The sequence below is a fragment of the Amycolatopsis sp. NPDC004169 genome, from assembly GCF_040610315.1.
GTDB lineage: Bacteria > Actinomycetota > Actinomycetes > Mycobacteriales > Pseudonocardiaceae > Amycolatopsis.
Genome location: NZ_JBEXMD010000048.1, coordinates 35048 through 61364, shown reverse-complemented (window position 1 = coordinate 61364; position 26317 = coordinate 35048). Strand labels below are relative to the sequence as shown.

The 26317-nt window shown below is 71.3% G+C and carries 17 protein-coding genes; 6 read left to right on the top strand and 11 right to left on the bottom strand.

Annotated features, from left to right (window positions below):
* Positions 1–457: 457 nt before the first annotated feature.
* Positions 458–1912, bottom strand: a complete 1455-nt coding sequence (locus tag ABZX11_RS40975; RefSeq protein WP_176171932.1) for a nucleotide disphospho-sugar-binding domain-containing protein — start codon at positions 1910–1912, stop codon at positions 458–460.
* A 209-nt stretch (positions 1913–2121) separates the two neighbouring features.
* On the opposite strand from ABZX11_RS40975, the gene ABZX11_RS40970 reads away from it, so the two are divergent.
* From ABZX11_RS40970 to ABZX11_RS40960, 3 genes are all read left to right on the top strand, one after another.
* Positions 2122–2790: a class I SAM-dependent methyltransferase gene (locus ABZX11_RS40970; protein ID WP_176171933.1), complete on the top strand. Its 669-nt coding sequence runs from the start codon at positions 2122–2124 to the stop codon at positions 2788–2790.
* Positions 2791–2810: 20 nt separating this feature from the next.
* A complete protein-coding gene (locus ABZX11_RS40965) occupies positions 2811–4319 on the top strand; it encodes a 4-hydroxyphenylacetate 3-hydroxylase N-terminal domain-containing protein (RefSeq protein WP_176171934.1) in 1509 nt (502 codons plus the stop codon).
* A gap of 141 nt (positions 4320–4460) precedes the next feature.
* Positions 4461–5690 (top strand): cytochrome P450, encoded by a 1230-nt coding sequence (locus ABZX11_RS40960; protein ID WP_176171935.1) that lies wholly within the window; start codon positions 4461–4463, stop codon positions 5688–5690.
* A gap of 332 nt (positions 5691–6022) precedes the next feature.
* On the opposite strand, the gene ABZX11_RS40955 is transcribed toward ABZX11_RS40960, so the two are convergent.
* From ABZX11_RS40955 to ABZX11_RS40910, 10 genes are all read right to left on the bottom strand, one after another.
* Positions 6023–7132 (bottom strand): abortive infection protein, encoded by a 1110-nt coding sequence (locus tag ABZX11_RS40955; RefSeq protein WP_176171936.1) that lies wholly within the window; start codon positions 7130–7132, stop codon positions 6023–6025.
* Positions 7133–7152: 20 nt separating this feature from the next.
* Positions 7153–8382, bottom strand: a complete 1230-nt coding sequence (locus ABZX11_RS40950; protein ID WP_176171937.1) for an NAD(P)/FAD-dependent oxidoreductase — start codon at positions 8380–8382, stop codon at positions 7153–7155.
* Positions 8383–8423: 41 nt separating this feature from the next.
* Positions 8424–9761: a condensation domain-containing protein gene (locus ABZX11_RS40945; RefSeq protein ID WP_354923778.1), complete on the bottom strand. Its 1338-nt coding sequence runs from the start codon at positions 9759–9761 to the stop codon at positions 8424–8426.
* Positions 9762–9790: 29 nt separating this feature from the next.
* Complete coding sequence (gene hppD / locus ABZX11_RS40940; protein ID WP_176171939.1) at positions 9791–10843, bottom strand: 4-hydroxyphenylpyruvate dioxygenase; 1053 nt, start codon at positions 10841–10843, stop codon at positions 9791–9793.
* 46 nt (positions 10844–10889) lie between these two features.
* Positions 10890–11096 (bottom strand): MbtH family protein, encoded by a 207-nt coding sequence (locus ABZX11_RS40935; protein WP_176171940.1) that lies wholly within the window; start codon positions 11094–11096, stop codon positions 10890–10892.
* Positions 11097–11106: 10 nt separating this feature from the next.
* Positions 11107–12831 (bottom strand): non-ribosomal peptide synthetase, encoded by a 1725-nt coding sequence (locus ABZX11_RS40930; RefSeq protein ID WP_254896895.1) that lies wholly within the window; start codon positions 12829–12831, stop codon positions 11107–11109.
* 113 nt (positions 12832–12944) lie between these two features.
* Complete coding sequence (locus tag ABZX11_RS40925) at positions 12945–14276, bottom strand: FAD-dependent oxidoreductase (protein WP_176171941.1); 1332 nt, start codon at positions 14274–14276, stop codon at positions 12945–12947.
* Between the two features lie 242 nt (positions 14277–14518).
* Positions 14519–15307, bottom strand: coding sequence for an SDR family oxidoreductase (locus ABZX11_RS40920; protein ID WP_176171942.1), 789 nt, complete (start codon positions 15305–15307; stop codon positions 14519–14521).
* 227 nt (positions 15308–15534) lie between these two features.
* Entirely contained in the window at positions 15535–16323 is a 789-nt protein-coding gene (locus ABZX11_RS40915; RefSeq protein WP_176171943.1) for an SDR family oxidoreductase, read from the bottom strand.
* Between the two features lie 94 nt (positions 16324–16417).
* The gene (locus tag ABZX11_RS40910) at positions 16418–17848 is read right to left on the bottom strand and encodes an RNA polymerase subunit sigma-70 (RefSeq protein WP_354923774.1); all 1431 of its coding nucleotides are present in this window, start codon (positions 17846–17848) and stop codon (positions 16418–16420) included.
* A gap of 208 nt (positions 17849–18056) precedes the next feature.
* On the opposite strand from ABZX11_RS40910, the gene ABZX11_RS40905 reads away from it, so the two are divergent.
* The 3 genes from ABZX11_RS40905 to ABZX11_RS40895 all read left to right on the top strand — a co-directional run bounded on the left by ABZX11_RS40905 (position 18057) and on the right by ABZX11_RS40895 (position 26060).
* Positions 18057–19097: a methyltransferase gene (locus tag ABZX11_RS40905; RefSeq protein WP_354923772.1), complete on the top strand. Its 1041-nt coding sequence runs from the start codon at positions 18057–18059 to the stop codon at positions 19095–19097.
* 97 nt (positions 19098–19194) lie between these two features.
* A complete protein-coding gene (locus ABZX11_RS40900; RefSeq protein ID WP_354923770.1) occupies positions 19195–24405 on the top strand; it encodes a type I polyketide synthase in 5211 nt (1736 codons plus the stop codon).
* Positions 24402–26060, top strand: a complete 1659-nt coding sequence (locus tag ABZX11_RS40895; protein WP_354923768.1) for an AMP-binding protein — start codon at positions 24402–24404, stop codon at positions 26058–26060. Before ABZX11_RS40900 ends, ABZX11_RS40895 begins: the two co-directional genes overlap by 4 nt.
* The last annotated feature ends 257 nt before the right edge of the window (positions 26061–26317 follow it).

Sequence of the window (26317 nt, the reverse complement as noted above, 5' to 3'; positions counted from 1 at the left end):
CGCGACGCCGAAGACCCGCCGGACGGATTCGAGGGGTCGTTGCAACACGGGTGATCAACCGGCTTCGGTCAGGAGTTTGGTCAAGCGCTCGGCTGGGGTGTCCCAGCCGAGCGTTTTGCGTGCGCGGCGGTCTGGCAGCAGCCGGACGCGGCGGGGCTCGCGCGTCCGTGCTGCCACCGGTGCCCGGTGCCGGCGATTGATTCCCACGATCCGGCACGCCTGCACGGTGCCCATACCTTGCGCCACAAGATCAAGACAAGCGTGGCCCAGCTTCCTCGGACCTTGAGGCGGCCGGTCCCCACGGATCTCGAACACTGCAACCCCTGAACAGCTCAGGTGTTGCAACCACCACTGGAACCCAAGCGGCGGGGCCTTTGACGTCGCCGGCGGGAACGCCGGCAGCGAAAAGCCGCCGCCTCGCGGAGGTCGAGGCGGCGGCTTTCCCTCTGGAGGGGAGTCAGCGACGGCGGTGCTGGACGATCAGCTTCTCCAGGTCCGGGATGATGTCGCTCGGGCTCGGCATCGCCAGCCAGTCGTCGTGCAGGGCGTGGGCCGCGTGCTGGTAGCGCTGGTCCGTGGCGACCGCCCAGACCAGGTCGCGGATCTCCTCGACCGTCTTGGCGCGGTGGTCGAGGCGGACGCCCGCGCCGGTCGAGATGACGAAGTCCGAGACCACCGTGGACTCGACCTTCTTCGCCGGCAGCTCCCAGTGGGCCGTCGCCGCGTCGGGCGCGCCCTCTTCGCGCTCGTCGAACTCCCAGCCGACGCGGTAGGTGCCCGGCTTGTGGACGTCACCGCCGTCCTCGACCAGGCGCATCAGCAGGGACACGCCCTCGACGTCGCAGACCAGCTGCGGGACCTTGTGCGCCACCGCCGAGGAGTACGTGCCGATGCCGCCGTGGTGGATCAGCGCCGAGCAGGTCGGCAGCAGGTGCGGCAGGTTGACCCAGTCGATGACCTTGACGTTCGGCGGGATCTCCTCGACGTCGACCAGCTGCGCCTTGTCCAGCGTCGCCACGATCTCGAGGTCGTCCAGCTGGCCGAGGGCCTTGAGGATCTTCGGGGCGCGGTCCCAGTCGCCCTTGATGAACCGGCGCGTCGACTCGCCGAGCGAGAGCGCCACGCGACGGCGGTTCTTGCGGCCGCAGCACTCGCAGCGGGTCAGTTCGGGGCGCTGGTACAGCCACGGCGGCAGCACCTCGGGGTCGACGTAGGGCACGTGCCGCATCGGCAGCTTCTTCGTGCTCGTCGGCAGGCGCAGGCCTTCCAGCATCGTCTCGATGCTGAAGTTGCCGACCAGCAGCTCGTCGTCGACCTCGAAGCCGTACTTCTCGGCCAGCGGGCGGATCAGTGTGGCGAGCGGGTTCGGGTCGAGGCCGGCGGCCACGAGGGCCTCCTTGTTCTCGGCCAGCCGGTCGAGCGACCAGGCGAACATGTCGTGCCCGATCAGCAGCCGCGTGTGCGCCGCGCCGCAGACCTTCGCCGCGACGGCGCTGGCCGGGATGGTGGCGTCCCACGAGATCAGGTCGGGCTGCCAGACCTTGGCGAACTCGATCAGGTCCTCGGCCTCCTGGCGGTCCAGCCGCACGTAGTCCGACGTCGGCTGCAGCAGCCACTGGTAGAACACGATCCAGTGCTCGCGGCCCTCGGGCGACAGGCCCATCACGTCCGCGTAGCGGTTCACGAGGTCCTGGTGGTGCGGCGGGGCGCAGTCGTCGGTGAGGCGCACCGGCCGCTGGTCGGGGTCACCGAGCTGGACCGGCGTGAGGCCCGTCTTGATGATCATCTCCGCCGCGCTGTGGTGTGCGGCCACGCGGACTTCGTGCCCCGCGCTCTGCAGCGCCCACGCCAGCGGTACCACCGGGTAGAGGTGCGCCAGTGAGTTCGGGTAGACGGTGAAAAGGACTCGCATCGAATCTCCTCGACTCCGGAGGTGGTGTCGTCGTCGGCAAAGGCCAGGATCGTCGGCGCGGCCGAACAGGCGCATCTCCCGCAGTGCTGAGGGCCGGTGCGGGCCGTCGTGCAGTGCAAACGAGGAGACGCAACGGTTTTCGCACCCGGCCGATACTGGTTTTCGCCCACCGGGATCCGGCCGGGATCGCGCGCCGTCGTGGAGGACGCATGAGTACGTTCAGTTTCCTGGACGAAAAAACGATCGCCTACGTGGTCAGTTCGTGCACGCAACCGGACGCGGTGGTGAGCAGCCTGATCGAGGACACCGCGAAGGTCGGTGAACTGGCGGAGATGCTGACGCCGATCGAGCAGGCCGGCTTCCTGCACCTGATCGCGAAGCTGGTCGCGCCGAAGACGGTGATCGACGTCGGGACGTTCACCGGGCTGTCCTCACTGGCCTTCGCGCGCGGGCTCGCGCCCGGCGGCAAGGTGATCACCTGTGACGTGACCGAGGACTGGGTCGGCATCGCCCGCAAGCACTGGGAGCTGGCCGGCGTCGCCGACCGGATCGAGTTCAAGCTCGGCCCCGGCCGCAAGACCCTGCCCGGCCTGGTCGGCGAAGGCGAAGCGGACCTGGTGTTCATCGACGCGGACAAGACGTCGTACCCGTACTACATCGACGCCGTCACGCCGATGCTGCGCTCGGGCGGCCTGCTCATCCTGGACAACGTGCTGCTGCACGGAACCGTCGCGGCGCCGGAAGAAGTCGAAGAGGACCTCCCCCGCTACGCCGCCGAAGTCGTCGCCGGCGTCAACGCCAAGCTCGCCGTCGACGAGCGGTTCGACACGGTGATGCTGCCGATCGCCGACGGCGTCACGCTCGCCCGCAAGAAGTGAACGGACAAGGGGAAGTGGCCATGAACGACAGCCGTCCGGCCCGGCCGCTGACCGGTGCGGAGTACATCGAAAGCCTGCGCGACGACCGCGTGGTCTACATCAACGGCGAGCGCGTCAAGGACGTCACCGAGCACGTGGCGTTCCGCAACCCGATCCGGATGACCGCACGGCTGTACGACGCCCTGCACGACCCGAAGTACCGGGACGTGCTCACCGCGCCGACCGACACCGGCAACGGCGGCTACACCCACCGGTTCTTCCGCACCCCGCACAGCGTCGAGGACCTGGTGGCCGACCAGCAGGCGATCGCCGCTTGGGCGCGGATGAGCTACGGCTGGATGGGCCGCAGCCCGGACTACAAGGCGTCGTTCCTCGGCACGCTCGGCGCGAACGCCGAGTTCTACGCGCCGTTCGAGGAGAACGCCAAGCGCTGGTACCGCGAGTCGCAGGAAAAGGTCCTCTACTGGAACCACGCGCTGGTCCACCCGCCGGTGGACCGCAAGCGCTCGCCGGACGAGGTCCGCGACGTGTTCGTCCACGTGGAGAAGGAAACCGACGCCGGGCTGGTGGTCAGCGGCGCGAAGGTCGTCGCGACCGGCTCCGCGCTGACGCACTACAACTTCATCGCGCACTACGGGCTGCCGATCAAGAGGCGCGAGTTCGCGCTCGTGGCCACCATCCCCATGGACGCCAAGGGGATGAAGCTGATCTGCCGCCCGTCCTACACGTCGATGGCCAACACGATCGGGTCGCCGTTCGACTACCCGCTTTCGTCGCGGCTGGACGAGAACGACACGATCCTGGTGCTGGACAAGGTCCTCATCCCGTGGGAAAACGTTTTCATCTACGGGGACATCGGCAAGGTCCAGACCTTCACCGGGCAGTCGGGGTTCATCGAGCGGTCGACGTTCCAGGGCTGCACCCGGCTGGCGGTGAAGCTGGAGTTCATCGCCGGCCTGATCGCCAAGGCACTGGAGATCACCGGCACCGAGGACTTCCGCGGCGTGCAGACCCGCCTCGGCGAGGTGCTGGCCTGGCGGAACCTGTTCTGGGGCCTGTCGGACGCCGCGGCGCGCAACCCCGTGCCGTGGCGCGACGGCGCGCTGCTGCCGAACCCGGCGTACGGCCTGGCCTACCGCTGGTTCACGCAGGTCGGCTACGCCCGCATCCGCGAGATCGTGCTGCAGGACGTCGCCAGTGCGTTGATCTACATCAACTCCAGCGCCGAGGACTTCAAGAACCCGGAGATCCGCGGCTACCTGGACACCTACGTCCGCGGTTCGAACGGCATCGGAGCCGAGACCCGCGTCAAGGTGATGAAGCTGCTCTGGGACGCCGTGGGCACGGAGTTCGGCGGCCGGCACGAGCTCTACGAGCGCAACTACGCCGGCAGCCACGAGAACACCCGGATCGAGCTGCTGTTCGGGCAGGTCGCCTCGGGTGACGTCGACGACTACAAGCGGTTCGTCGAGACGTGCCTGAACGAATACGACCTCGACGGCTGGACCGTTCCCGACATGACCCGGTGAAGCGCGCCGCGGCACTGGGCAAGACGCGAGGTGTCCGCGACCGGTGCCGCGGCGAAGATGAAGCCGGGGAACGAGCAACGGCGACCGCGGCCGTCCTGGGGTGGGCGCGGGGTTCGGCCGAAGACCTTTGAGGAGTGACTGATGTCCGCTGAAGACGCCCCGCGCGTGCCGCTCGAGGCCACCGAACTGACCGACCCGCCGAAGCTGCTGGCCAAGCTCGGCACCGACCGGCCGATCCACAAGGTGTCGATGCCCGACGGCATGCCGGCCTGGCTGGTGACGGGCTACCGCGAAGCGCGGCGCGCCCTGTCGGACCCGCGCCTGGCCCGCAGCGACAAGGTCGCCGACCCGACGCTGAAGCCGTACCTGGCGCTGTACAACGACGACTTCTTCCGCCACTCCATGGTGTTCAACGACCGGCCGGACCACACCCGGATGAAGAAGCTGGTCTCGCAGGCGTTCACCCCGCGGTACATGGAGAACCTGCGTCCGCGGGTGCAGGAGATCACCGACCGGCTGCTGGCCGCGGTGGCCGCCAGCGGAACCGCGGAGGTCGTCGAGGACCTCGCCATCCCGCTGCCCAACGAGGTCATCTGCGAGTGGTTCGGTGTCCCGATGTCCGACCGCGCGGAGTTCCGCGAGTACTGCGGGATCGTCACCGGCCTCGGCGAGGTGACCGACCAGAACGACATCTTCCAGGCCGGCCGCTGGTTCGACGAATACCTGACGAAGCTGATCTCGCAGCGCAAGGAAACCGCGGGCGAGGACATGATCTCGGCCATCCTGTCGGGCCAGGAGGGCAACGCGACGCTGTCGGACATCGAGCTGCGGTCCAACATCTTCCTGATGCTGATCGGCTCGGTCGAGACGGCGGTCAACATGATCGCCAACGGCATCCTGGCGCTGCTGCGCAACCCGGAGCAGCTGGCCAAGCTGCGGGCCAACCCGGACCTGGTGCCGAAGGCGATCGAGGAGATCCTGCGGGTCGACCCGCCGGTGGTGACGGTGACCTACCACTTCGCCAAGGCGGAGGTCACCATCGGCGACGTCACGGTCCAGCCGGGCGAGCACGTGGCCATCTCGCTGACCGCGACGAACTACGACGCGCGGGACTTCCCGGAGCCGGGCAAGTTCGACCTCGAGCGCCAGACGCCGCACCTGGCCTTCAGCCACGGCATCCACTTCTGCCTGGGCGCCCCGCTGGCCCGGCTGGAGGGCGAGATCTTCTTCAAGAGCCTGCTGGCGAAGTTCTCGGACATCCGGCTGGCGATCCCGGAGTCGGACCTCGGCTGGAAGCCCAGCTACTTCGTGCACCGCCTCAACGAGCTGCCCATCCGCCTGACGGAGTCCTCCGCCGCGGCGGCCGCGTAGGGCGGCTCGCTCGAGCCCCGGGCCCGGCTTCGCCGGCCCGGGGCTCTTTCGCGTCTCCGGCCGGACGGCCCGCGGGGCTTCGGCGCTGCGGGCTCCCCGTCCCTTTTCGAGGGCCCCCACCAGGAGCTGTGGTCGCCAGGCCCGGCATGACCGAGGCACCCAGTCGAAGGCATGAGCCGGGTGGTGTCCCCATGGGGTTGACGGGACACCACCACCCGCCGGCGCCCCCAAGGCCGCCTGCGGTGCGTCACACGCAACCAAGGCCGCCTCCTGCGCACAGGGAAAAGCCGCCTCGCACCCGTCGGTGCGAGGCGGCTCGGGGCGCCCCCAGGTCAGGCCGCGGTGCGGCGCTCGCGCTCGGTGACCGCCTCGTAGTAGCGGGCGATCGCCTTGTACGACTCCTTCGGCTCGATCCGGTACGTCGAGAAGTGGTCGAAGTAGTCGTCGCGGATGGTCTTCGTGATCGTCATGCTCGCCGTGTCGAGGTCCCACTGCGGGTCCTCGGAGTGCGGGTGCGTCGGGTGGACGAACTCCGTCACCGCGACGCTGTAGATGCCGAGTTCGTCGTACAGGCGCAGCCGGTCCAGGTGGAAGTCGGCCTGGGCCTGCTCGTCGCGGCGGAAGCCGTCGAACACCCGGGGCGGCTCGACCGTGCGGTCCACGATGTCGAAGCCCAGCAGGCCCTTCTCCGACGCGCCCGCGTACGTGAACGTGCCGTACTCGGCGATCATGATCGGCTTGTCCCACTTGCGGTACGCGTCGAGCTCGGCGATGTACGCCTCGCGGCTCGGCTTCGGGTGGTAGTAGTCCGTGATGCCGATGTAGTCGAACGGCGTCCAGTCGACCCGCTCGAACGAACCCGCCGAGTAGGTGATGCCCCCGTCGAAGTTCGCCCGCGCGACCTTGGCCGCCTGGCCCAGGAAGGCGTTGAGCTTCAGCTCGACGTCCTCGTGGTCGATCGGGCCGACCGGGCGCAGGAAGTGGTGGTCGGAGTCGGGGAAGGCGTTGCCCATCCGGTTGTGGTAGAACTCGCCCGGCATGATCCCCATGGTCTGGATCGCGTGCGTGCACCCGACGCTGACGTGGATGTCGGCGCCCTGCCGGCGGAACTTCTCGCCGAGGCGCGCGGTCTCGGCGATGTGCTCCAGCACCTCCGGCTGCTCGCCGTCCATCAGGCGCGGCTGCAGCCAGACGTGCAGGCCGCGCTCGACCGCGTGCGCCGTCGTGGCCTCGAGGCGGTCGAACAGCGTGCCGTAGATCGTCACCGAGTTGGCCTTGAGGCCGTCGGCGATCGAGTCGATCTCCGACCGCATGATGTCTTCGTTCCACACCATGCGCGAGTTGTGGCCCTGACCGGTCTCGTGGTTCGACCCACAGTCGTAGGCGACCCCGCGGTAGGTGAGCCCCTTCCCCCGCGGTGCGAGGATCTCGTGTTCACTCATTTTCGTGCCCTTTCGAGGCGCTACGCCGCGCGCCGGCGCTGCTGGAAGATGTCGTTGATCCCGGTCAGGCCCGAAAGCATGGTCGCGAAGTCCGTCTCGCGCGGCCGCAGCTTCTGCGGGTCGATCTGCTCCTGGGCCTTGTCCCAGTAGTCCTCCTTGTTCTTCGTGCGGTCGTAGAAGAACCGCACGAAGTCCAGCACGGAGTCGAGGAAGGTCCGGTAGCTCTCCTCGTACAGGCCGAGCAGCTCGTCCTCGGCCGACGGGTCCTGCAGCACTCCGTCGATCGCGTCGGCCAGCGCCCGCGCCCCGCGCAGGGCCAGCGTGACGCCGGTGGACAGCAGCGGGTCGACGAACGCGGCGGCGTCGCCGACCATCGCCCAGCCCGGGCCGTGGAAGCGTTCGGCGGTGTAGGACCAGTCCTTGATGTTGCGGAACCCGCTCGCCCGGGTCGCGCCCTTGACCAGGGTGCTGACCTCTTCGGTCTTGCCGAGCTCCTCGAAGTACAGCTCCTCCAGCGACTTGCCCGACTTCTGGTACTCCTCCAGCGGCGTCACGTAGCCGACGCTGACCGTGCCGTCGTGCAGGGGGATGAACCAGAACCAGCCGGTCGGGCGGTTCTCCGAGATGATGTCGCCCGCCTTGGTGCCGCTGTAGAGGTTGCAGCCCTGCCAGTACGTCCAGGTGGCGATGTTGCGCAGGTCGTCGTGCCAGGCGACGGAGTCGAAGTGCTTGGCCAGGATGTGGTTCTGGCCCGTGGCGTCGACGACGAACGTCCCGTGCGCTTCCTTCGTCTCCTTGCTGCCCTTCTCCGCGTAGGTGACGCCGACCATGCGCTCGCCGTCGAAGATCGGCTCGCGGACGGTGACCTCTTCGAGCACCTTCGCGCCCAGTTCGCGGGCCCGGCCCAGAACCAGGGCGTCGAAGTCGGCGCGGCGCACCTGGTAGGCGTAGTCGTAGAGCGCCGACTCGGTGAACCGGAAGCCCCAGGTTCCCTGGTTCTTGCCCCACAGGAGCGTGCCGCCGTACTTCTTCGTGAAGCCCATGGCGTCCAGGCGCTCGATCAGGCCCAGGTCGTCGAGGGTGGGCAGCGCGCCGGTGATCAGCGACTCGCCGATGTGGTAACGCGGGAACTTCTCGCGCTCCAGGACCAGCACCTTGTGGCCCATGCCGGCCAGCAGCCCGGCCGTCGCCGCGCCGCCGGGTCCACCGCCGACGACCACGACGTCGTACGTTTCCTCGCTTGCGCTCATCTGCGCGATCCTCCTCGGATATCGGCCGCTGCTGCTGGAAGTCAGAGTGCCCACAGTGGACGGTTCGGGTCGGCCAGGCCGGCGGCCAGGATGCCGCGGTAGTCGTCGATCATCCGGACCATCGTCTCGCGGTCGAACTGCTCGGTGTTGTACCGCGAGGTGCCGGCGATCTCGCCGTCGCCGAGGATGTCGAGCGCCCACAGCACGCCGTTGGGGATGTCCGAGGTGTCCTGGCAGGACTTGGTGCGCCTGCGGACCTCCGCGTACTCGACGTCGCCGACGGTCTCCGCCTCGGTCATGCCGGGGAACTGCAGGACCTGGATGGCGCAGACGGCGTTGTCGTCCCGCTCGTAGGTCTTGTTGATCTCCGGCGCCTGCGCGACGACCTCGCTGAAGGGCAGCTCGTGCGCGTAGGCCTCCAGGCAGGTGGCCCGGATCCGCAGCACCAGCTCGGAGAAGGTGCGGCAGCCGTCGATGTCGGTCCGCAGCGGGACCAGGTTGAAGAACGGGCCGATGGTGTCGTAGTGCGACTGGTCGGCGCGGCCGGAGGTGATGATCGGCACGACCAGGTCGGTCGCGCCGGACATCCGCGCCAGCAGTGCGTTGTAGGCCGCCAGCAGCACCATGAACGGCGAGCAGTGCATCACCCGCGCCAGCTCCGTCGTGCCGCGGGTGAGCTCGGCGTCGAGCAGGAACCGCTCCACCGCGTAGACGGCCGGGGTGTCCGGGGCGAGCGTGCGGTCGGCCTTGATGTCGAGCATCCGGCCGCCGCGCAGCTTCCCGCCCCAGTACTCGCGCGACGCCTGCGCCTGCTCCCCGGCCAGGTCGTCGATCTGCCAGACGGAGAATTCCCCGTACTGGCGCGGCTCCGGCAGCGCGGGCACGTCGAGCCCGCGGCGCCGGGCGTAGCTGACCGCCAGGTCGTTGATCAGCACGTGCAGCGACCAGCCGTCGCCGGCGGTGTGGTGCACGATCAGCACCAGCACCCCGTCCCGGTCGTCGAAGCGGCCCAGCTCGGCGCGCAGGTGCGGCAGCTCGTCGGCGCCCAGCCGGCCCGCCTCGACCGCATTGATGAACTCGTCGACCTGCTCGTCGCGCGGGCGGCCGTCGTCGGTCAGCTCGTGCAGGACGAGTTCCGGCGAGCACGGCGGGTGGACGCGCTGGTACTGCTCGCCGTTTTCGCGGACGATCTCCGTGCGGAGGATCTCGTGCCGCTCGACGACGTCGTCCAGCGCGCCGCGCAGCGTGTCCGGGTCCAGCTCGCCGCGCACCCGCCAGCCGTGGATCACCAGGTGCCGGGGCCCGAACGCGCCGTCCGTCTCGCCCTTGTCGAAGATGCACAGCAGACCGAGGTTGGCCGACAACGGGTAGCGGCTCATCGGGATTCCCTTTCCTGCCCGGACGGATTTCAGTGGTGGTCGCGCTGGCGCTCGGCGGCCTGGTACAGCGCGGTGATGTTGCCGCTGCCGAAGCCCCGCGCGCCGAGCCGTTCGATCAGCTCGAGGAAGATCGTGTTCCGCGGGTGCACCGAGCGCGCGAAGATCTGGTATAGCTGGCCGTCGTGGTCCTCGTCGACGAGCACCTGCTGCGTGCGCAGCTCCGGCACCGAGTACTGCTCCGGCACCACGCGCTGCAGCAGGTCCGCGTAGTAGGAGGCGGGGGTGCCCATGAACTCGACGCCCCGGTCGCGCAGCACGTCGACCGCCTCGATGATCCCGTTGCTGGTGAAGGCGATGTGCTGCACGCCGGCGCCGCCGTGGTCCTTGAGGAAGTCGTCGATGTGCCCCGGATCCTTCGAGGTGTCCGGCTCGATGAGCGTGAAGGTCACGCTGCCGGACTTGCTCTGCACGACCTTCGTGGTCATCGCCTGCGAGCCGACCGCGATGGTCTCGGCGAAGATCAGCTCGAAGCCCAGCACGTCCCGGTAGAAGTCGACCGTGGCGTCGAGGTGACCGTGTTCCACGCACACCGCGAAGTGGTCGATCTCCAGCAGCGCGCCCGGTTCCTCGGCGTTCACCGCGATCGGGGCGGGCGGGCCGTCCGGGTACTCGACGAAGGTGTGCAGGGTGTCGCCGAAGCCCATGATGCTGGCCGTGACGACGTGGCCGGCGCGGGACGGCCCGGCGACGGGGCGGGCCCCACGGGCGACGGCCTCCTCGAACGCCGCCTTCGCGTCGGTGACGCGCAGGGCGATGTCCGAGACGCCGTCGCCGTGGCGGTCGACGTAGGCGGTGCCGGGGTGGTCGTCGACGAGCGGCTCGCTGAAGACGAACCGGATGTCGTTGGCACCGATCTCGGTCGAGCGCACGGTCGCCCAGTCCGGGCCGGAGTCGCCCAGCGGCCGTTCGCCGAGGCCGTATCCGCGCACCAGCCAGTCCCGTGCCGTGTCGAGGCTGCCGACGTAGAAACGGACGTAGTCCAGCTCGAGACCGTCGAGGGCCGACGGGTTCGGGGTGACCATGGAAACCTTCTTTCGTGGGATCAGCGCGGTGGGCGGCGTCCGGGGGTCAGGCGGCGCGGCGGCCGGCCGGGTGCGGCCGCAGGTCACGCCAGTTCTCGGCGATGTGGTCCAGGCAGGCCTGGCGCCCGCGCGGGCCGTACGTGACCTCCCAGCCGGCGGGCACCGGGATACCGGAGACCCACAGGGAGTGCTCGCCCACGGCGTTCACCAGGACGGTGTAGTTCTTGTCCGGGTCGTCGAAGGGGTTCGTCATTTCGGTCTCCTCAGAGCAGCTGGGCCAGGCCGGCCACGGTCGGCGTGTCGAAGAGCGTGTTGATCTTCAGTTCCACGCCCAGCTCGGCGCGGATCCGGTTGAGCAGGCGCATCGCGAGCAGCGAGTGGCCGCCCAGGTCGAAGAAGCTGTCGTCGACGCCGACCTCTTCGACGCCGAGGACCGCGGAGAACGCGCGGCAGAGCGCCTCCTCCTTGGGGCCGCTCGGCGCGCGGGACGCGCCCGCGGCCTCGAACTCCGGCTGCGGCAGCGCGGCCCGGTCGAGCTTGCCGTTGGCCGTCAGGGGCAGCCGTTCGACGACGACGAAAGCGGCGGGCAGCATGTACTCCGGCAGCCGGGAGCGGACGCGCTCGCGGATGGCGGCGGTGTCCGGAGCACCGGAGTCGGCGACCAGGTAGGCGACCAGCCGGACGTCACCGGCCTTGACCTCGCGGGCGACGACGGCGACGTCGGCGAGACCGGGGTGCCCGGCGATGGCGGCCTCGATCTCGGCGAGCTCGACGCGGAAGCCGAGGATCTTGACCTGGTCGGTGGCGCGGCCGACGAACTCGATCTCCCCGGCCGGGGTGCGGCGCACGAGGTCGCCGGTGCGGTACATCCGGGACCCCGGCTCGCCGAACGGGTTGGCGACGAAGCGCTCGCCGGTCAGGTCCGGGCGGCCGGCGTAGCCGAGCGCGACACCGACGCCGCCGAAGTAGAGCTCGCCGACGGTGCCGTCGGGCACCGGGTCGAGCCGCTCGTCCAGCACGTGCAGTGCGACCCCGTCCATCGCGCGCCCGACCGGGACCACCGGGCCCGGCGTGTAGGGCGCGGTGATCGCGGAGTTCGTGCTGAAGACGGTGCCTTCGGTGGCTCCGTACATGGCGCGGACGGTCAGGTCCGGGTTGACCTCGAGCACGCGGGCGACCGCGGTCGGCGCGATCACGTCACCGCCGGTCAGGACCTCGCGGACACCCGCCAGGCTCTCCGGCGCCTCCTCGGCCACGACCCGGAACAGCCCGGCCGTCAGGTGGACACCGGTGATCCGGTGCGCGGCCAGCAGCGAGCCGAGCGTCGGGATGTCGAGCTTGCCCTCGGGCGCGACGACGACGGTGCCGCCGTGCAGCAGCGGCACCCAGATCTCGTAGGTCGAGACGTTGAACGCGTGCGGCGCGATGAGCAGGACCCGCTCGTGGTTGCCGGTGTCCCAGGTGGAGTCCAGGGCCAGCGCGAGGGCGTCGGTGTGGCGCACGGCGACGCCCTTCGGCTCGCCCGTCGAGCCCGAGGTGTACATGACGTACGCCGGGGCGTTGTCGTCCAGCGTCACCGCGGGGGCCGTCGCCGGCTGGTCCGCGAGGTCTTCCGAGGCCAGCACGACATCGGCGATCGACGGGATGCCCAGGCCCTTCGAGGCCTCGTCGGTGACGAGGATGGTCGCCTTCGAGTGGTCGACGATCCACTGGCGCCGGTCGGCCGGGTAGGCCGAGTGGATCGGCTGGTAGAACGAGCCGGCCTTGAGCGCGGCCAGGAACGTGACGACGACGTCGGTGCTGCGCTCGAGCAGCACCGCGACCGGGACGTCCGGGCCGGCGCCCAGGCCGGCGAGCCGGTGGGCGAGCCGGTTGGCGCGCTCGTCGAGCTCCCGGTACGTCAGCGTCCGGTCCGAGCCGGAGACGGCCACCGCGTCGGGGGTTCGGGCGGCCTGCGCGGAGAACGCCTCGTGAACGGACCGGGACATGATCACACTCCAATTCCTCGAAGTCCTGCGGCGCCGGTTCCGGCGCCGAGAAACGGGCGCGGGTGACCCGCGGCCGAGGTGTTTGCGGGTTGTGCTGCCTGCCGGGCAGGGGGTCAGGCGGCCTGGCCTTCGGCGGGCTGGTACGAGAGGACGCGCTGGACCAGCGACTCGTCCATCAGCGCGGTCGGCGGGTCGATCAGCCCGGCCACGCGCATGAACGCCTTGACGATCTCCTGGTCCTTCGACGCGGCGTACTGCAGCAGGCCCATGAAGGCGTTGCCCTGCTCGATCTCCGGGGTCCGCTCCCCTTCGACGTCGGGGAAGGCGAGGTCGCCGCTCGCGGAGACCGCCCACGGCGCGTCGACGACCTGGCCGATGTCGCGGAAGTAGGCGTACTGGTCGACCTCGCCGGCGCGCAGGTGCTCGCGGAGGGTGTGGGCCTCCCAGGCCGCGACGCTCATGCCCTGGCCGTAGACCGGGTTGAAGCTGCAGATCGCGTCGCCGAGCACGAGCAGGCCGGCCGGGAAGCGGTCGAGGTGCTCGTAACGGCGGCGGACGCTCGCCGGGAACCCGAACGACGTCGGGTCGTCGAGCGGCTCGGCGTCCTTGATGCCGTCGTAGACGTCCGGCACCGGCAGCGACTTGGCGAACTCGACGAAGCCCTCGGGGTCGGTCGGCGGGTGGTCGCCGAGGATCCCGGTGAGGGAGACGATGCAGGTGTCCTCGTCGGACAGCCCGAAGAAGGCGCCGCGCGGGTGCGCGGGCGAGGCGACCGGGTTGATCGACCACGTGTCGGTGAACGAGCCGGGCGGGCGGCGGTAGAACCGCGTGGTGTAGGCCAGCCCGATCTTGACGCGGTCCTCGGTGGGCCGCGCGTAGCCGAGCTGCTCCAGCCAGGCGGGCGTCCGCGAGCCGCGGCCGGTGGCGTCGAGCACGAGGTCGGCGCGCAGCACCTTCTCGATCCCGGCGTCGTCGCGCACGCGCACGCCGATCACCCGCGAGTTGTCCGAAGTGGACACCAGGCCGAGGATGTCGTGCTGCTCCAGGTAGGTCACGTTCGGCAGCGCGTTCACCCGGGTGCGGACGTGGTTCTCCAGCACCGGGCGCGTCGGCGTCACGGACACCAGGCCCGTGTGGGTGTAGGGCAGGCGCAGGCCGTTGAAGTACCAGCGCATCTCGCCCAGGTCACCGACCGGCGCGCCGGCGGCGCGCAGGTCGTCGGTGAAACCGGGGAAGAAGTCTTCGAGGATCCGCTGGCCCCGGGCGTGCAGTCCGTGCGCGTGCCGGGTGTGCGGCGTGCCCCGGCGCGGCTTCGTCACCCCGAGGACGGTGTCGCGGTCGAGGACCAGGACGTTCTCGTAGGACTCGGACAGCACCCGGGCCGCCAGGCTACCGGCCATGCTGCCACCGAGGACGACGGCGACGCTTCCGACCTGTCCGGCCATGTGCCGGCCTCCTTGGCGTGAGAGGTACGTGAAGGGCCATCACGCGGGTCATCCCGCGGTGCGGCCTGCTGTCAGCCTCACACCCCCGTCGGGCGGCGGACGTCTCATGGTTTGCCCCGCGGGGCCCGGGGAGAACGTTCGGAGAAATCCCGGCCGGTTCCCCCGAGTCCATTCGAGACACCCGGGAACGCCGAAGGGGATCCCCGCGGTTCGCGGGGATCCCCTTCCGTCCGTGGCCGGGATCAGCTCGGGAACGTGCCGCTCGTGACGTTCACGAACGTGCCCGTGATGGCGCCCGCCCGGTCGGAGGCGAGGAACGTCGCCGTCGCCGCCACCTGGGCCAGCGTCGGGGACTTCTTCGTCATGCGCATCCCGTCCAGGTGCTGCAGCAGGCCCTGGAACGCCTCTTCGTCCATCTCCGGCCCGCCGCTGAAGGCCGCCAGCTTCGCCGGCGAGAGCGTCTCCGGCAGGCCCGCCGTCCAGATGCCGAGGACGCGGACGCCCGCGGGCCCGACCTCGTTCGCCAGGTTGCGGAACAGCGTGTCCAGCGCCGCGTCGGCCGGGCCCGTGCCGCCCATCATCGGGCTGCCGTTGGCCGACCCGCTGTTCAGGCCGAGGATCACCCCCGACCCCTGCTCCACCATGTGGCGCGCGGCCGCCCGCGCGGTCAGGAAGTTCGTGGTGAGCCCGGTGAGCACCGGCCCGGTCACGTCGTCGGCGATCATGTCGACCAGTGGCGTGCCCTGCACGTCGCCGCGGGTGATCAGGTTGATCGAGATGTCCAGGCTGCCGCTCTCGGCCACGACCGCCTTGGCGTGCCGCTCGACCGCGGCCTCGTTGAGGGCGTTGACCACGTTGGCCTTGGCCCAGCCGCCCGCGTTCGTGATCTCCTTGACCACCGGGGTGAGGTTCTTGCGGGTGCGCCCCGCGCAGTAGACGCGAGCCCCGGCCGCGGCGAACGCCTTGGCCACTTCGCGGCCGATGGAACCACCGGCCCCGTAGACGATGGCGTTCTTGTTCTCCAGGGACATCAGCTTTCCTTTCCTCGTCGACGTGTGCCGGTGCACACGTGCGTGGCCTGGCCCCCCAGCCATCGCCTCGGCCCCGCCCCGCCGGACGGCGGACCAAGGCGAGGTATCCGAGCACATCGTTGTGCCTTCGCGAGGCGGGCGGCATCTTCCGGATTGCGCTCACCGACTGCGTTCGGCGGTACCGGCCTTACCCCGTCGGAAGGAACCGGTTGCGCCGTACGCGTGACTCAGCTGGGGAAGATGCCGCTGGTGACGTTGACGAACGTGCCCGTGATGGCGCCGGCTTCCGGGGAGGCCAGGAAGGCCGCGGTCTGCGCCACCTGGGTGAGCGTGGGCGACTTCTTGGTCATGCGCATGCCGTCGAGGTGCTGCAGCAGGCCCTGGAACGCCGCGTCGTCCATCTTCGGGCCGCCGCTGAAGGCCGCCAGCTTCTCCGGCGACAGGGTCTCCGGCAGACCCGCCGTCCAGATGCCGGCGACGCGCACGCCGCTCGGGCCGACCTCGGCGGCCAGGTTCCGGACGAGGGTGTCGATCGCGCCGTCGGCGGGCCCGGTGCCGCCCATCATCGGGCTGCCGTGCGCGGACCCGCTGTCCAGCGCCAGGATCACGCCGGACCCCTGGTCCACCATGTGCCGGGCGGCGGCGCGCATGGTGATGAAGTTCGTGGTGACGCCGGTGACGATCGGGCCGGTGAAGTCCGCGGTCTTCATGTCGACGAGCGGGATGCCCTGCACGTCGCCGCGGGTGATCAGGTTGATCGAGACGTCCAGGCTGCCGCCCTCGACCACCACGGTCTTGGCGTGCTCCTCGACGGCCGACTCGTCGAGGGCGTCGAGCACGTCCACCGACGCCGACCCGCCGGCGGCCTCGATCTCGTCCGCCACGGCCTGCAGCGGCTCGAGGGTGCGGCCGACGAGGAACACGTGCGCGCCGTCGGCGGCGAACGCCTTGGCCACCGCCGCGCCGATCGAGCCGCCGGCGCCGTAGACGATCGCGTTCTTCTTCTCGAGCGACATCGCTCTCTCCTTCGCGTCTCTTCGCGTGCTGTGTTGCCCGCGTTGTCGGACATTGAGACGCACGGCCGCCGGAGAACTCATCGCCCGGATCGGGCTAAAGCGTGAGCGGCAGGCCGAAGGCCGGGAAGAGGTGCGGCTCGAAGGAGGTGATCTCGACGATCCGGCCGTCCTCGATGCGCAGGACGTCCAGCACCTGCGCCCGGTACACGGTGGTGCCCGGCCGCCGCAGGTACCCCGCCGCGGCCGGCTGGCGGTTCGCGAAGGTCGGCAGGTGCTTCCAGGTGCCCTGGAAGTGCGGTGACGCCGGGTCGATCGAGGGCTTGATGAACGCCATCATCGCGTCGCGGCCGACGAACCAGAACGGGTTCGGCGGCATCGTCAGGACGACGTCCTCGCTGAGCAGCTCGGCGACGACGGCGGCGTCGGCCTGGTCGGCCGCGTCCATGTAGCGCTGCAGGATTTCGCGCTCCTGGCTGGTCGGGTGAGCCGGTGCGGTCCAGTCGCTGCGCCGTTCCGGCAGATGGCGCCGCAGCGCGGGCCGGGCCCGCTGCAGGGCGCTGTTGACCGACGCGACGCTCATGTCCAGCTGCTCGGCCGTGTCGGCGGCGGGCCAGCCGAGCACGTCACGCAGGATCAGCACAGCCCGCTGCCGCGGCGGCAGGTGCTGGATGGCGGCCAGGAACACCAGCTCCATCGTCTCCCGGGACACCGCGGCCCGCTCCGGCTCGACGTCGGTGGACGCGACGTCCGCGAGCAGCGCGTCCGGGTAGGGCTGCAACCACGTCACCCGGACGGGTGGTTCGGCGGCCCCGTTGTCCATTCCCGGTACGGGCTCGTACCGCTGCGGGCGGCGCTCGTTGCGCCGCAGGAAGTCGAGGCAGGCGTTGGTGGCGATGCGGTACAGCCAGGCGCGGAAGGTCGACCGGCCCTCGAAGGCGTCCCGCCGGTTCCAGGCGCGCAGGAACGTCTCCTGGACCATGTCCTCGGCGTCGTCGTAGGAGCCGACCATCCGGTAGCAGTGCACCTGCAGTTCGTGCCGGAACGGCTCGACGAGCCCGGCGAAGTCCCATTCGTCACCGGCCCGGACGGCCGCCGTGACCTCGCCGTCTTCACCGGCGCCGGTTTCCGTCACGGCGTCGTCCGTGACGTTTTCTTCCGTGACGCTTTCTTCCGTCACGTCCGCGGGCGTGACGTTTTCCGGCCGGTTCTCCGTCACGCGGGCGGGCGTGACGTTTTCGGTGGCCGCGGCGTCGCGGGCGAGCTGGGCGACCCGGCGCAGCCTGCCGACGGTCGAGGCGAGGTCGGTGACGTCGGTGTAGAAGGCCTCGGGCAGCTGCGGCGCGAGCCGCCGGACGCGCTGCTCGATGTCGGCGATGAGCTGGGGCACGGCGTAGCCGCCCTGCTGCTGCCGCTCGCGGTAGGCCTTCTGCCGGCAGGCGGGCGAGCAGTACTTGGACACGCGCCCGCGGCCACCCGCCCGCGCGGGGAGCGGCTTGCCGCAGCTGGGACACCGGCCGTCGGTCACGGTGCGAATCTACGCAGGGTCACCCGGGCCCGCCACGGCACCCCGCGCGCGCCCGGCCCGCGTCTCCCGTCGTGCGCTTCCGGGTTCCGGTCCGGCGCCCGGCAGCGCCCACCGCAGAAATGGAGGCGCCGCCGGGTTTTCGCCCCGATCATCCTCGTATGCGGGCGAGCCGGGCGGCCGACCCATCCCTTGCGAAGGAGCACAAGTCATGGCGACGAGCGTCCCGATCTCGGATGCGGACTACCTCCGGATCCTCATCCACGGCCACACCGCGTTCGAACTGCTGCGCACGGGTCTGGAGTTCGACCTGTTCCAGAAGCTCGAGGACAGCGGCGGCCTGGACGTCACCGAGACGGCGGAGGCGCTCGGCGTCGAGGAGTACCCGGCGCGCGTCCTGCTGCTCGGCCTGGCCTCCCTGCTGCTGGTCGAGAAGAAGGACGGCAAGTTCGTCAACGCCCCGATCGTGCGCCGCAAGCTGCTCAAGGACGGTGAGCGGTTCCTCGGCCCGCTCATCGACATCCAGGACAAGATCATCAACAAGACCCTGGTGGACTTCGCCGAGTCGATGCGGCAGAGCACCAACGTCGGCCTGCGCCACCTCGAAGGCCCCGGCGACACGCTGTACTCGAAGCTCACGGCCACCCCGGACCTGCAGAAGGTCTTCTACGACAACATGGGTGACGCTTCGAACCGCGCGTTCGACCAGTTCCTCGACCTCTACGACTTCAGCGGCGTCAAGCACGCCATCGACATCGGCGGCGGCGACGGCACCAACTCGGTCAAGCTGGCCGAGCGCTACCCCGAGCTCGAGATGACCGTGTTCGACCAGGAGAGCGTCACCCGGCTCGCCGCGGACAAGATCGAGGACCCGTCGGTCCGCAAGCGCGTGCACTTCCACCCCGGCGACATGCTCACCGACCGGCTGCCCGAGGGCGCCGACGCGATCCTGTACTTCCACATCTACGAGATCTGGTCGCTGGAGCGGAACACGGAGATGCTCCGCAAGTGCTACGACGCGCTGCCCGAGGGCGGCACGGTGCTCGTCTACAACTTCGTCTCCAACGACGAGGGCACCGGCTCGCTGTCCGGCGGGCTCGTTTCGCCGTACTTCCTCGCACTCGCCTCGGGCGAGGGCATGACCTGGTCGGCGGCGGACATGGAGAAGTCCGTGCGCGACGCCGGGTTCTCGCGGGTCGAGCGGTTCGCCGACCTCGGCTTCAGCCACGCCCTGGTGGTGGGCCACAAGTAGCCCGGTCCCCGATCCGGGCGAGCCGGAACCGGCTCGCCCGGATCTTCGGTGTCCTTGCCCGGCGCCCGCCGCTTGCGGGACGAACGAAAGAAGGCCGATGAACTTCCCCGAACCCGTCGCCATCATCGGGATGGCTTGCCGTTTCGCCGCGGGAATCGAGTCACCAGAGTCGTTCTGGGCGCTCCTGCGCGACGGTGGCGACACCGTCGGCGACCTGCCCGCGGACCGCTGGGAGTGGCACGCCGGCCAGAGCCGCGAGCACGCCGCGGTGGTGCGGGACGTGACCAAGCGCGGTGCGTTCCTCGACAACGTCAAGGAGTTCGACGCCGACTTCTTCGACGTCACCCCGCGCGAGGCGGCCCTGATGGACCCGCAGCAGCGGATCACCCTGGAGCTGGCGTGGGAGGCACTGGAACACGCCGGCATCCCGCCACGCTCGCTCGGCGGCACCGACGCCGGTGTGTTCATGGGCGTGGGCGCCGACGACTACGGGCGCCGGCTGCTGGAGGACCTGCCGCGGATCGAGGCCTGGACCGGGATCGGCAGCTCGTTCTGCGCCGTCGCGAACCGGGTGTCCTACGCGCTGGACCTGCGCGGGCCGAGCATGGTGGTGGACACCGCGTGCTCGTCGTCGCTGGTCTCGATCCACCTGGCCGCACAGGCCCTGCGGTCCGGCGAGTGCCCGGTCGCGCTCGCCGGCGGCATCCTGGTGATGGCAGGCCCCGGCCTGTCGGTGGTGCTCGACGCCGCCGGCGCCACCTCGCGCGACGGGCGCAGCAAGTCCTTCGACGCCTCGGCCGACGGCTACGGCCGCGGTGAGGGCGGCGGCATCGTCGTGCTCAAGCTGCTCGAGGACGCCCGCCGCGACGGCGACCGCGTGCTCGCGGTCATCCGCGGCAGCGCCGTGCAGCAGGACGGCAAGACCAACGGGATCATGGCGCCCAACGGCGAGGCACAGGCCCACCTGATGCGCCGCGCCTACCAGGCCGCCGGCATCGACCCGGCGACCGTCGGCTACGTCGAAGCGCACGGCACCGGCACCAGCGTCGGCGACCCGCTCGAAGCGGGCGCGATGAGCTCGGTGTTCGGCGCCGGGCGCCCGGCGGGCGCGCCGTGCCTGATCGGCTCGGTGAAGCCGAACGTCGGGCACCTGGAAGCGGGCGCGGGCGTCGCCGGCGTGATCAAGACCGTGCTGGCGCTGCAGCACGGGGAGATCCCGGCCAGCCTGAACTTCACCACGCCGAACCCGAAGATCCCGTGGGACACCTCGGGGCTGCGCGTGGTCACCGAGAACACGCCGTGGCCGCAGAGCAGCGCGCCGCGCCGCGCCGGGGTGTCCGGCTACGGCTACGGCGGCACCATCGCGCACGTCATCCTCGAAGCCGCCCCCGAAGCCGCCCCCGAAGCCGAAGCCACGACGGCGAAGGCGGACAGCACCAGCCGGCCGAACGTCCTGCCGCTGTCCGGGGCGACCGAAGCCGCCGTCGCGAAGTACGCCGGGCGGCTGGCGAACTGGCTGGCGCGGCACCCGGACACCGCACTCGCCGACGTCGGGCACACGCTGGCCCGGCGCCGCCAGCACCTGCCCTTCCGGGCCGCGGTGACGGTCGACAGCACCGCGGCGCTGCGCGCGAAGCTCGCCGAATTCGCGGCCTCGGGCACCGGCGGGGTCACCGGGCGGGCGCTGCCGGAGACCGCGCGCCAGGAGCTGGTCTGGGTCTTCTCCGGGCACGGCTCGCAGTGGACCGGCATGGCCCGCGAGCTGCTGGCCACCGAACCCGCCTTCGCGGCCGTCATCGACGAGATCGAGCCGGTCTTCCAGGCGGAGCTGGGGATCTCGCCGCGGGCGACCATCGGCTCGGACGCCGTGCAGCCGGTCGACGTGATCCAGCCGATGATCTTCGCCGTCCAGGTCGCGCTGGCCGCGGTGTGGCGTGACCGCGGGGTCCACCCGGACGCCGTGATCGGGCACTCGGTCGGCGAGATCGCCGCGGCCGTCACGGCCGGCATGCTCACCCTCGAGCAGGGCGCCCGGCTGGTCTGCCGCCGTTCGGTGCTGCTGCGGCGGGTGGCCGGCCGGGGCGCGATGGCGATGGTGAACCTGCCGCCGGAAGAGGCGCGCCGTCGCCTCGCCGGCCGCACCGACATCGCCGTCGCGGTCGCCGCCGCCACCGGGTCGACCGTGTTCTCCGGTGACATCGACGCCGTGCAGGAGACGAGCGAGGTGTTCGCCGCCGAGGGCCTCGCCGTGCGCAAGGTCGACTCCGACGTCGCCTTCCACAGCCCGCACATGGACCCGCTGCTGGAGTCGCTGGCCGCGGCCGCCGCGGACCTGCCGCCCGCCCCGGCCGGCATCCCCGTGTACAGCACCGCGCTGGCCGACCCGCGGTCGGAGGCGCCGCGCGACGGCGCGTACTGGGCCACGAACCTGCGCGGCACCGTGCGGTTCGCCGAGGCCGTCGCGGCCGCGGCGGCGGACGGCTACCGGCTGTTCGTCGAGGTCTCCCCGCACCCGGTGGTCGAGCACTCGATCAACGAGACCCTCGACGAGCTGGGCATCACCGACGCCGTCGTCACGCACTCCCTGCGGCGCAACCGGCCCGAGCGCGAAACCCTGCTGACGAACCTCGGCGTGCTCCACTGCGGCGGTGCCGACGTCGACTGGGCGGCGCACTGGCCGGAGGGGTCCCTCGCGGACCTGCCGACCACGGCGTGGCAGCGCAAGGAGCACTGGGTCGACGATTCGGTCGGCCGCTCGTTCCTCACCGAGCAGCACGACCTCGACAGCCACACCCTGCTCGGCGGCCGGATCAACGTGCACGGCGCGAACCCGGCCCAGGCCTGGCTGACCTACCTCGACCGCGACTCGCGGCCGTACCCGGGCGACCACCCGGTGCGGAAGGTCGAGATCATCCCGGCCGCGGTGCTGCTCAACAGCTTCCTCACCGCCGCGGCGACGGCGAAGGGGACCTGGCACGAGCTCTCCGACGTCGCGCTGCGCGTCCCGGTGAGCGTCACGCGGCCGCGGCACCTGCAGATCGTGCTGCAGGACGGCACGTTCCGGCTGTCCTCGCGGATCATCGAGGACGTCAGCGCCGATGACGGCGACGACAAGGGCTGGGTCACCCACACCACGGCGGCGGTCACCGCGTTCGGCGGCTCGATCCGCGGCCAGCGCTCGGAGGCGCGGACCACCGAAGACCTGCCCACCGGGTACGTCATCGACCGGCTCGCCACCCTGGGCGTCGCCGCGATGGGCTTCCCGTGGGCGGTCGAGGAGATCCGGCGCGGCGAGGGCACCCTCGTCGTCACGGTCGACACCGACCCCGGCTCGGCCGAGCCGCCGGCCACGTGGGCCCCCCTGCTCGACGGTGCCCTGTCGGCGGCTTCGGTCGCCTTCGGCGGCCCGCCGATCCTGCGGATGCCCGCGCACATCCACCGCGTCACGCTCGCCGAGCGGTCGCCGTCGCGGGCGAAGGTGACCGTGCGGGTGGTCGCCGACGACACCGTGGACGTCGAGATCGCCGACCTCGACGGCACCGTCGTGGGCCGGTTGACGCGGCTCAAGTACGGCGTGCTGGACAGTGAGGCCGGTGCGGTCACGAGTCCCCGCCAGGTCGTGCACGAGCTGGCCTGGCGCCCCGCCGAGGGCGTCGCCGGCGCGCCGTCCGGGAACCTCGTGCTGGTCGGGCCGGACTCGCCGCTGCTGCGGCGGGTCGCCGCCGGCCTCGACGCGCTCGGGGTCGCGCACCTGGCCGCGGCCACGCCGGAGAGCCTGCCCGAAAGGGTGCTCGGCCCGGACCACACGCTGCTCGTGGTGCCCGCCGCCGGGTCGACCGGCGAAGCCGCCGCGGCGGCTTCGTGGCTGCTCGCCCGCACGGCACAGCGGGTCGCCGCGACCGGGGAGGCGAAGACGGCCCGGGTCTGGTGCCTCACCGAAGGCGTCCGCGAGAGCGCCGAGTCCGACGCGCTCGCCCACGGTCCGCTGTGGGGCGTCGGCCGCGTGATCGGCGGCGAGCACCCCGGGCTCTGGGGCGGCACCGTCGACATCGGACAGTCCGAAAGCGACATCGCCGCCCTGGTCGAGGTGCTGCGGACGATTCGCGGCGAAGACGTCGTCGTCGTCCGCGACGGCGAGGCCTCGGTCGGGCGCCTGCACCGGCTCGAGGGCGATCCGGCCCGGCCGCGGCTCACCGCCCGGCCGCACGCGACCTACCTGGTCACCGGCGGCCTCGGCGCGCTCGGGCTGGAAGTCGCGTACTGGCTGGCCGACCGCGGGGCCCGGCGCATCGTGCTCGCGGGCCGCCGGGGGCTGCCGCCGCGCGCCCGGTGGGGCGAGCTGACCGACGAGGCCGAAATCGGCGCCGTCGAGTCCGTGGTCGCGCTGGAGCGGCTCGGGGTGACCGTGGTCCCCGTCGCGGTGGACATCGCCGACGCCGCCCAGGTCGCCGCCAAGCTTTCGCCGGACGCGCTCGGGCTGCCGCCGTTCCGCGGGGTGGTGCACGCCGCCGGTGTGCTCGACGACCGCACGCTCGGCCGGCTCGACGAAGCCTCGCTGCGCCGCGTCATGCGGCCGAAGGTCGAGGGCGCGCTGAACCTGCACCACCTGTTCGAGCCGGGCTCGCTGGACTTCTTCGTGCTGTTCTCCTCGTGCGGCCAGCTGCTCGGCCTGCCCGGGCAGACCAGCTACGCGGCGGGCAACGCGTTCCTCGACGCACTGGCCGCCCACCGCCGCGCGGCGGGGGACGCGGGTGCCGCGAGCTACGCCTGGACGTCGTGGCGCGGGCTGGGCATGTCGACCTCCTCCGCGGTGATCGACGCCGAGCTCGCCGCCCGCGGCACGGCCGACATCAGCGTCACCGAGGCGTTCGGGGCCTGGGACCTCGCGACCCGGCACGACCTCGGGTACGCGGTCATGCTGCGGACGCTGCCGGCGGAGCCCGGCGTCCGGAAGCTGGCCCTGCTGTCGGAACTGCCCGAGGAGGCCGCGGCCGGTGCCACCGCCGCGGACCTGGTCGACGTGCCGTGGGCCGGGCTCACCGGCGCCGAGCTGTCGGCGGCGGTCGTCGAGGAGATCCGCAAGCACGTCGCGGCCGAGACCGGCCTCGCGGCGTCCGAAGTGGACTCCCGGCGGCCGCTGATCGAGATGGGCCTCGACTCGGTGATGACCGTCCGGATCCGGCGCGGGCTCGAGCGGCGCTTCCGGTTCGCGCTGCCCGCGACGTTGTTCTGGGACCGGCCGACGATCGAAGCGGTCGCCGCCCTGCTCACCGAGCGGATGGCCGAGGAGACGGGGGAACCCGAATGAGTTTCGACGGTTTCGTGCCCTGGCCGGCGGACCTGGCCCACGCCTACCGCGCGGCCGGGGTCTGGCCGGGCCGGACGATGGGGTCCTACCTGTGGGAGTGGGCCGAGGACCACGGTGCGCGTGAGGCCGTCGTCGACGGCACCACCCGGCTGACCTACCGGGACCTCGCCGTCCGCGCGGACGCCTTGGCCGTGCGGCTGGCCGACCACGGGCTGTCGCGCGGGGACACCGTGCTGGTGCAGCTGCCGAACACGTGGGAGTTCGTCGTCGTGACCGCGGCCCTGCTGCGGCTCGGCGTCGTTCCGGCCATGATGCTGCCACCGCACCGGGACCACGAGCTGACCGCCATCGGGGCCCACGTGCGGGCCAAGGGTCTCGTCGTGCCGGACACGTGGCGCGGCTTCGACCACCAGGAGCTGGCTTTCCGCGTCAGCGCGGCCCTGCCCGCCCCGGCATCGGTGCTCGTGGTGGGCGACACCGTCACGCCCGGAGCGGTCGACGTCCGTGCCCTGATGGAGCCCGGCGGTGACGTCGCCGGGCGGCGGGCGTGGCTCGACGCGCACGGTCCCGCGCCGTCGGACATCGCGGTGTTCCTGCTCTCGGGCGGCACCACCGGGGTGCCCAAGGTGATCAGCCGCACCCACGACGACTACCTGTTCAACATCACCCACACCGCGCGGGCGTGCGCCTTCGACTCCGGCACCGTCTACCTCGCGGTGCTGCCGGCCGGGCACAACTTCCCGTTGGCCAGTCCGGGGATCTTCGGCGCCCTGCACGCCGGGGGGCGGGTGGTGCTCTCCTCCTCGCCGCGGCCGGAACCCGTGTTCGCCGCCATCGAGGCGGAGCGGGTCACCGCCACGTCCGCGGTGCCGGCCGTGGTGCTGAAGTGGGTCGAGGCGGCGGCGGCCGCGAAGCCCGATCTCGCGAGCCTGCGGTACGTGCACGTCGGCGGGTCGATGCTCGCTCCGGAGATCGCCGAGCGGATGGCGCGCTCGCTCGGGTGCCGGCTGCAGCAGGTCTACGGGATGGCCGAGGGGCTGGTCTGCTACACCCCGCCGGACGCCCCGGACGAGCTGGCCTTCGGCACCCAGGGGCCGCCGGTCAGCCCGTTCGACGAGCTGCTGGTCGTCGACGAGGACGGGCGGCCGGTTCCCCCGGGCGGTGAGGGTGAGCTGCTGACCAGGGGGCCGGGGACGCCTCGCGGGTACTACGGGGTGCCGGAGCAGAACAAGCTGTCGTTCACCGAAGACGGCTGGTTCCGCACCGGCGACCTGGTGCGCATCACGCCGGAGGGCTACGCGGTGGTGTGCGGCCGCGTGAAGGACCTCATCAACCGCGGCGGCGAGAAGATCTCGGCCGGCGAGGTCGAGACGCTGATCCAGGAGCTGCCCGAGGTGGCCGAGGTCGCGGCGGTCCCCGACCCGGACCCGCTGTACGGCGAACGGGTCTGCGTGTTCGTCCGCTTCCACGGCGGGTGTTCCCTGTCGCTGGCGGAGATCACCCGGTTCCTGACCGGGCGCGGGCTGGCGGCGTTCAAGATCCCGGAGCGGCTCGAGGTGCTGGCCGCCTTCCCGCACACCGCGGTCGGCAAGGCGGACAAGAAGGCGCTCAAGGTGCTGCTGGCCCGGATCGACGCGGCGCCGCGCGCCGCTTGACGGAGGTTCTGCTCAAGGGAACCGGAGCCCTCGGCGGATCGGGACTCGCGTCCCGGTCCCGCCGGGGGCTTCTCCCGTTCCCGTGCCACTAAACGCTTCCGGCTCTTCCGCCGGTACCTTGTCCGCTACGCCATGCTCCGCAACGGCACCCACCTCGCCACCCTGAACCCGGGCGCGCCGATCCCGATCGCGGGCAGCACAAGGCGAGGGCCGCCGCTCGGGTACAGGGGAACCCGAACGGCGGCCCTCACGGTGAC

Bases quoted from the DNA above. Each gene is read 5' to 3' on its own strand.
- ABZX11_RS40920 (WP_176171942.1), bottom strand. From the start codon at position 15,307: ATGTCCCTGGAGAACAAGAACGCCATCGTCTACGGGGCCGGTGGTTCC.
- ABZX11_RS40905 (WP_354923772.1), top strand. From the start codon at position 18,057: ATGGCGACGAGCGTCCCGATCTCGGATGCGGACTACCTCCGGATCCTC.
- ABZX11_RS40935 (WP_176171940.1), bottom strand. From the start codon at position 11,096: ATGACGAACCCCTTCGACGACCCGGACAAGAACTACACCGTCCTGGTG.
- ABZX11_RS40900 (WP_354923770.1), top strand. From the start codon at position 19,195: ATGAACTTCCCCGAACCCGTCGCCATCATCGGGATGGCTTGCCGTTTC.
- hppD (WP_176171939.1), bottom strand. From the start codon at position 10,843: ATGGTCACCCCGAACCCGTCGGCCCTCGACGGTCTCGAGCTGGACTAC.
- ABZX11_RS40965 (WP_176171934.1), top strand. From the start codon at position 2,811: ATGAACGACAGCCGTCCGGCCCGGCCGCTGACCGGTGCGGAGTACATC.
- ABZX11_RS40915 (WP_176171943.1), bottom strand. From the start codon at position 16,323: ATGTCGCTCGAGAAGAAGAACGCGATCGTCTACGGCGCCGGCGGCTCG.
- ABZX11_RS40945 (WP_354923778.1), bottom strand. From the start codon at position 9,761: ATGAGCCGCTACCCGTTGTCGGCCAACCTCGGTCTGCTGTGCATCTTC.
- ABZX11_RS40930 (WP_254896895.1), bottom strand. From the start codon at position 12,831: ATGTCCCGGTCCGTTCACGAGGCGTTCTCCGCGCAGGCCGCCCGAACC.
- ABZX11_RS40925 (WP_176171941.1), bottom strand. From the start codon at position 14,276: ATGGCCGGACAGGTCGGAAGCGTCGCCGTCGTCCTCGGTGGCAGCATG.
- ABZX11_RS40895 (WP_354923768.1), top strand. From the start codon at position 24,402: ATGAGTTTCGACGGTTTCGTGCCCTGGCCGGCGGACCTGGCCCACGCC.
- ABZX11_RS40975 (WP_176171932.1), bottom strand. From the start codon at position 1,912: ATGCGAGTCCTTTTCACCGTCTACCCGAACTCACTGGCGCACCTCTAC.
- ABZX11_RS40950 (WP_176171937.1), bottom strand. From the start codon at position 8,382: ATGAGCGCAAGCGAGGAAACGTACGACGTCGTGGTCGTCGGCGGTGGA.
- ABZX11_RS40955 (WP_176171936.1), bottom strand. From the start codon at position 7,132: ATGAGTGAACACGAGATCCTCGCACCGCGGGGGAAGGGGCTCACCTAC.
- ABZX11_RS40970 (WP_176171933.1), top strand. From the start codon at position 2,122: ATGAGTACGTTCAGTTTCCTGGACGAAAAAACGATCGCCTACGTGGTC.
- ABZX11_RS40960 (WP_176171935.1), top strand. From the start codon at position 4,461: ATGTCCGCTGAAGACGCCCCGCGCGTGCCGCTCGAGGCCACCGAACTG.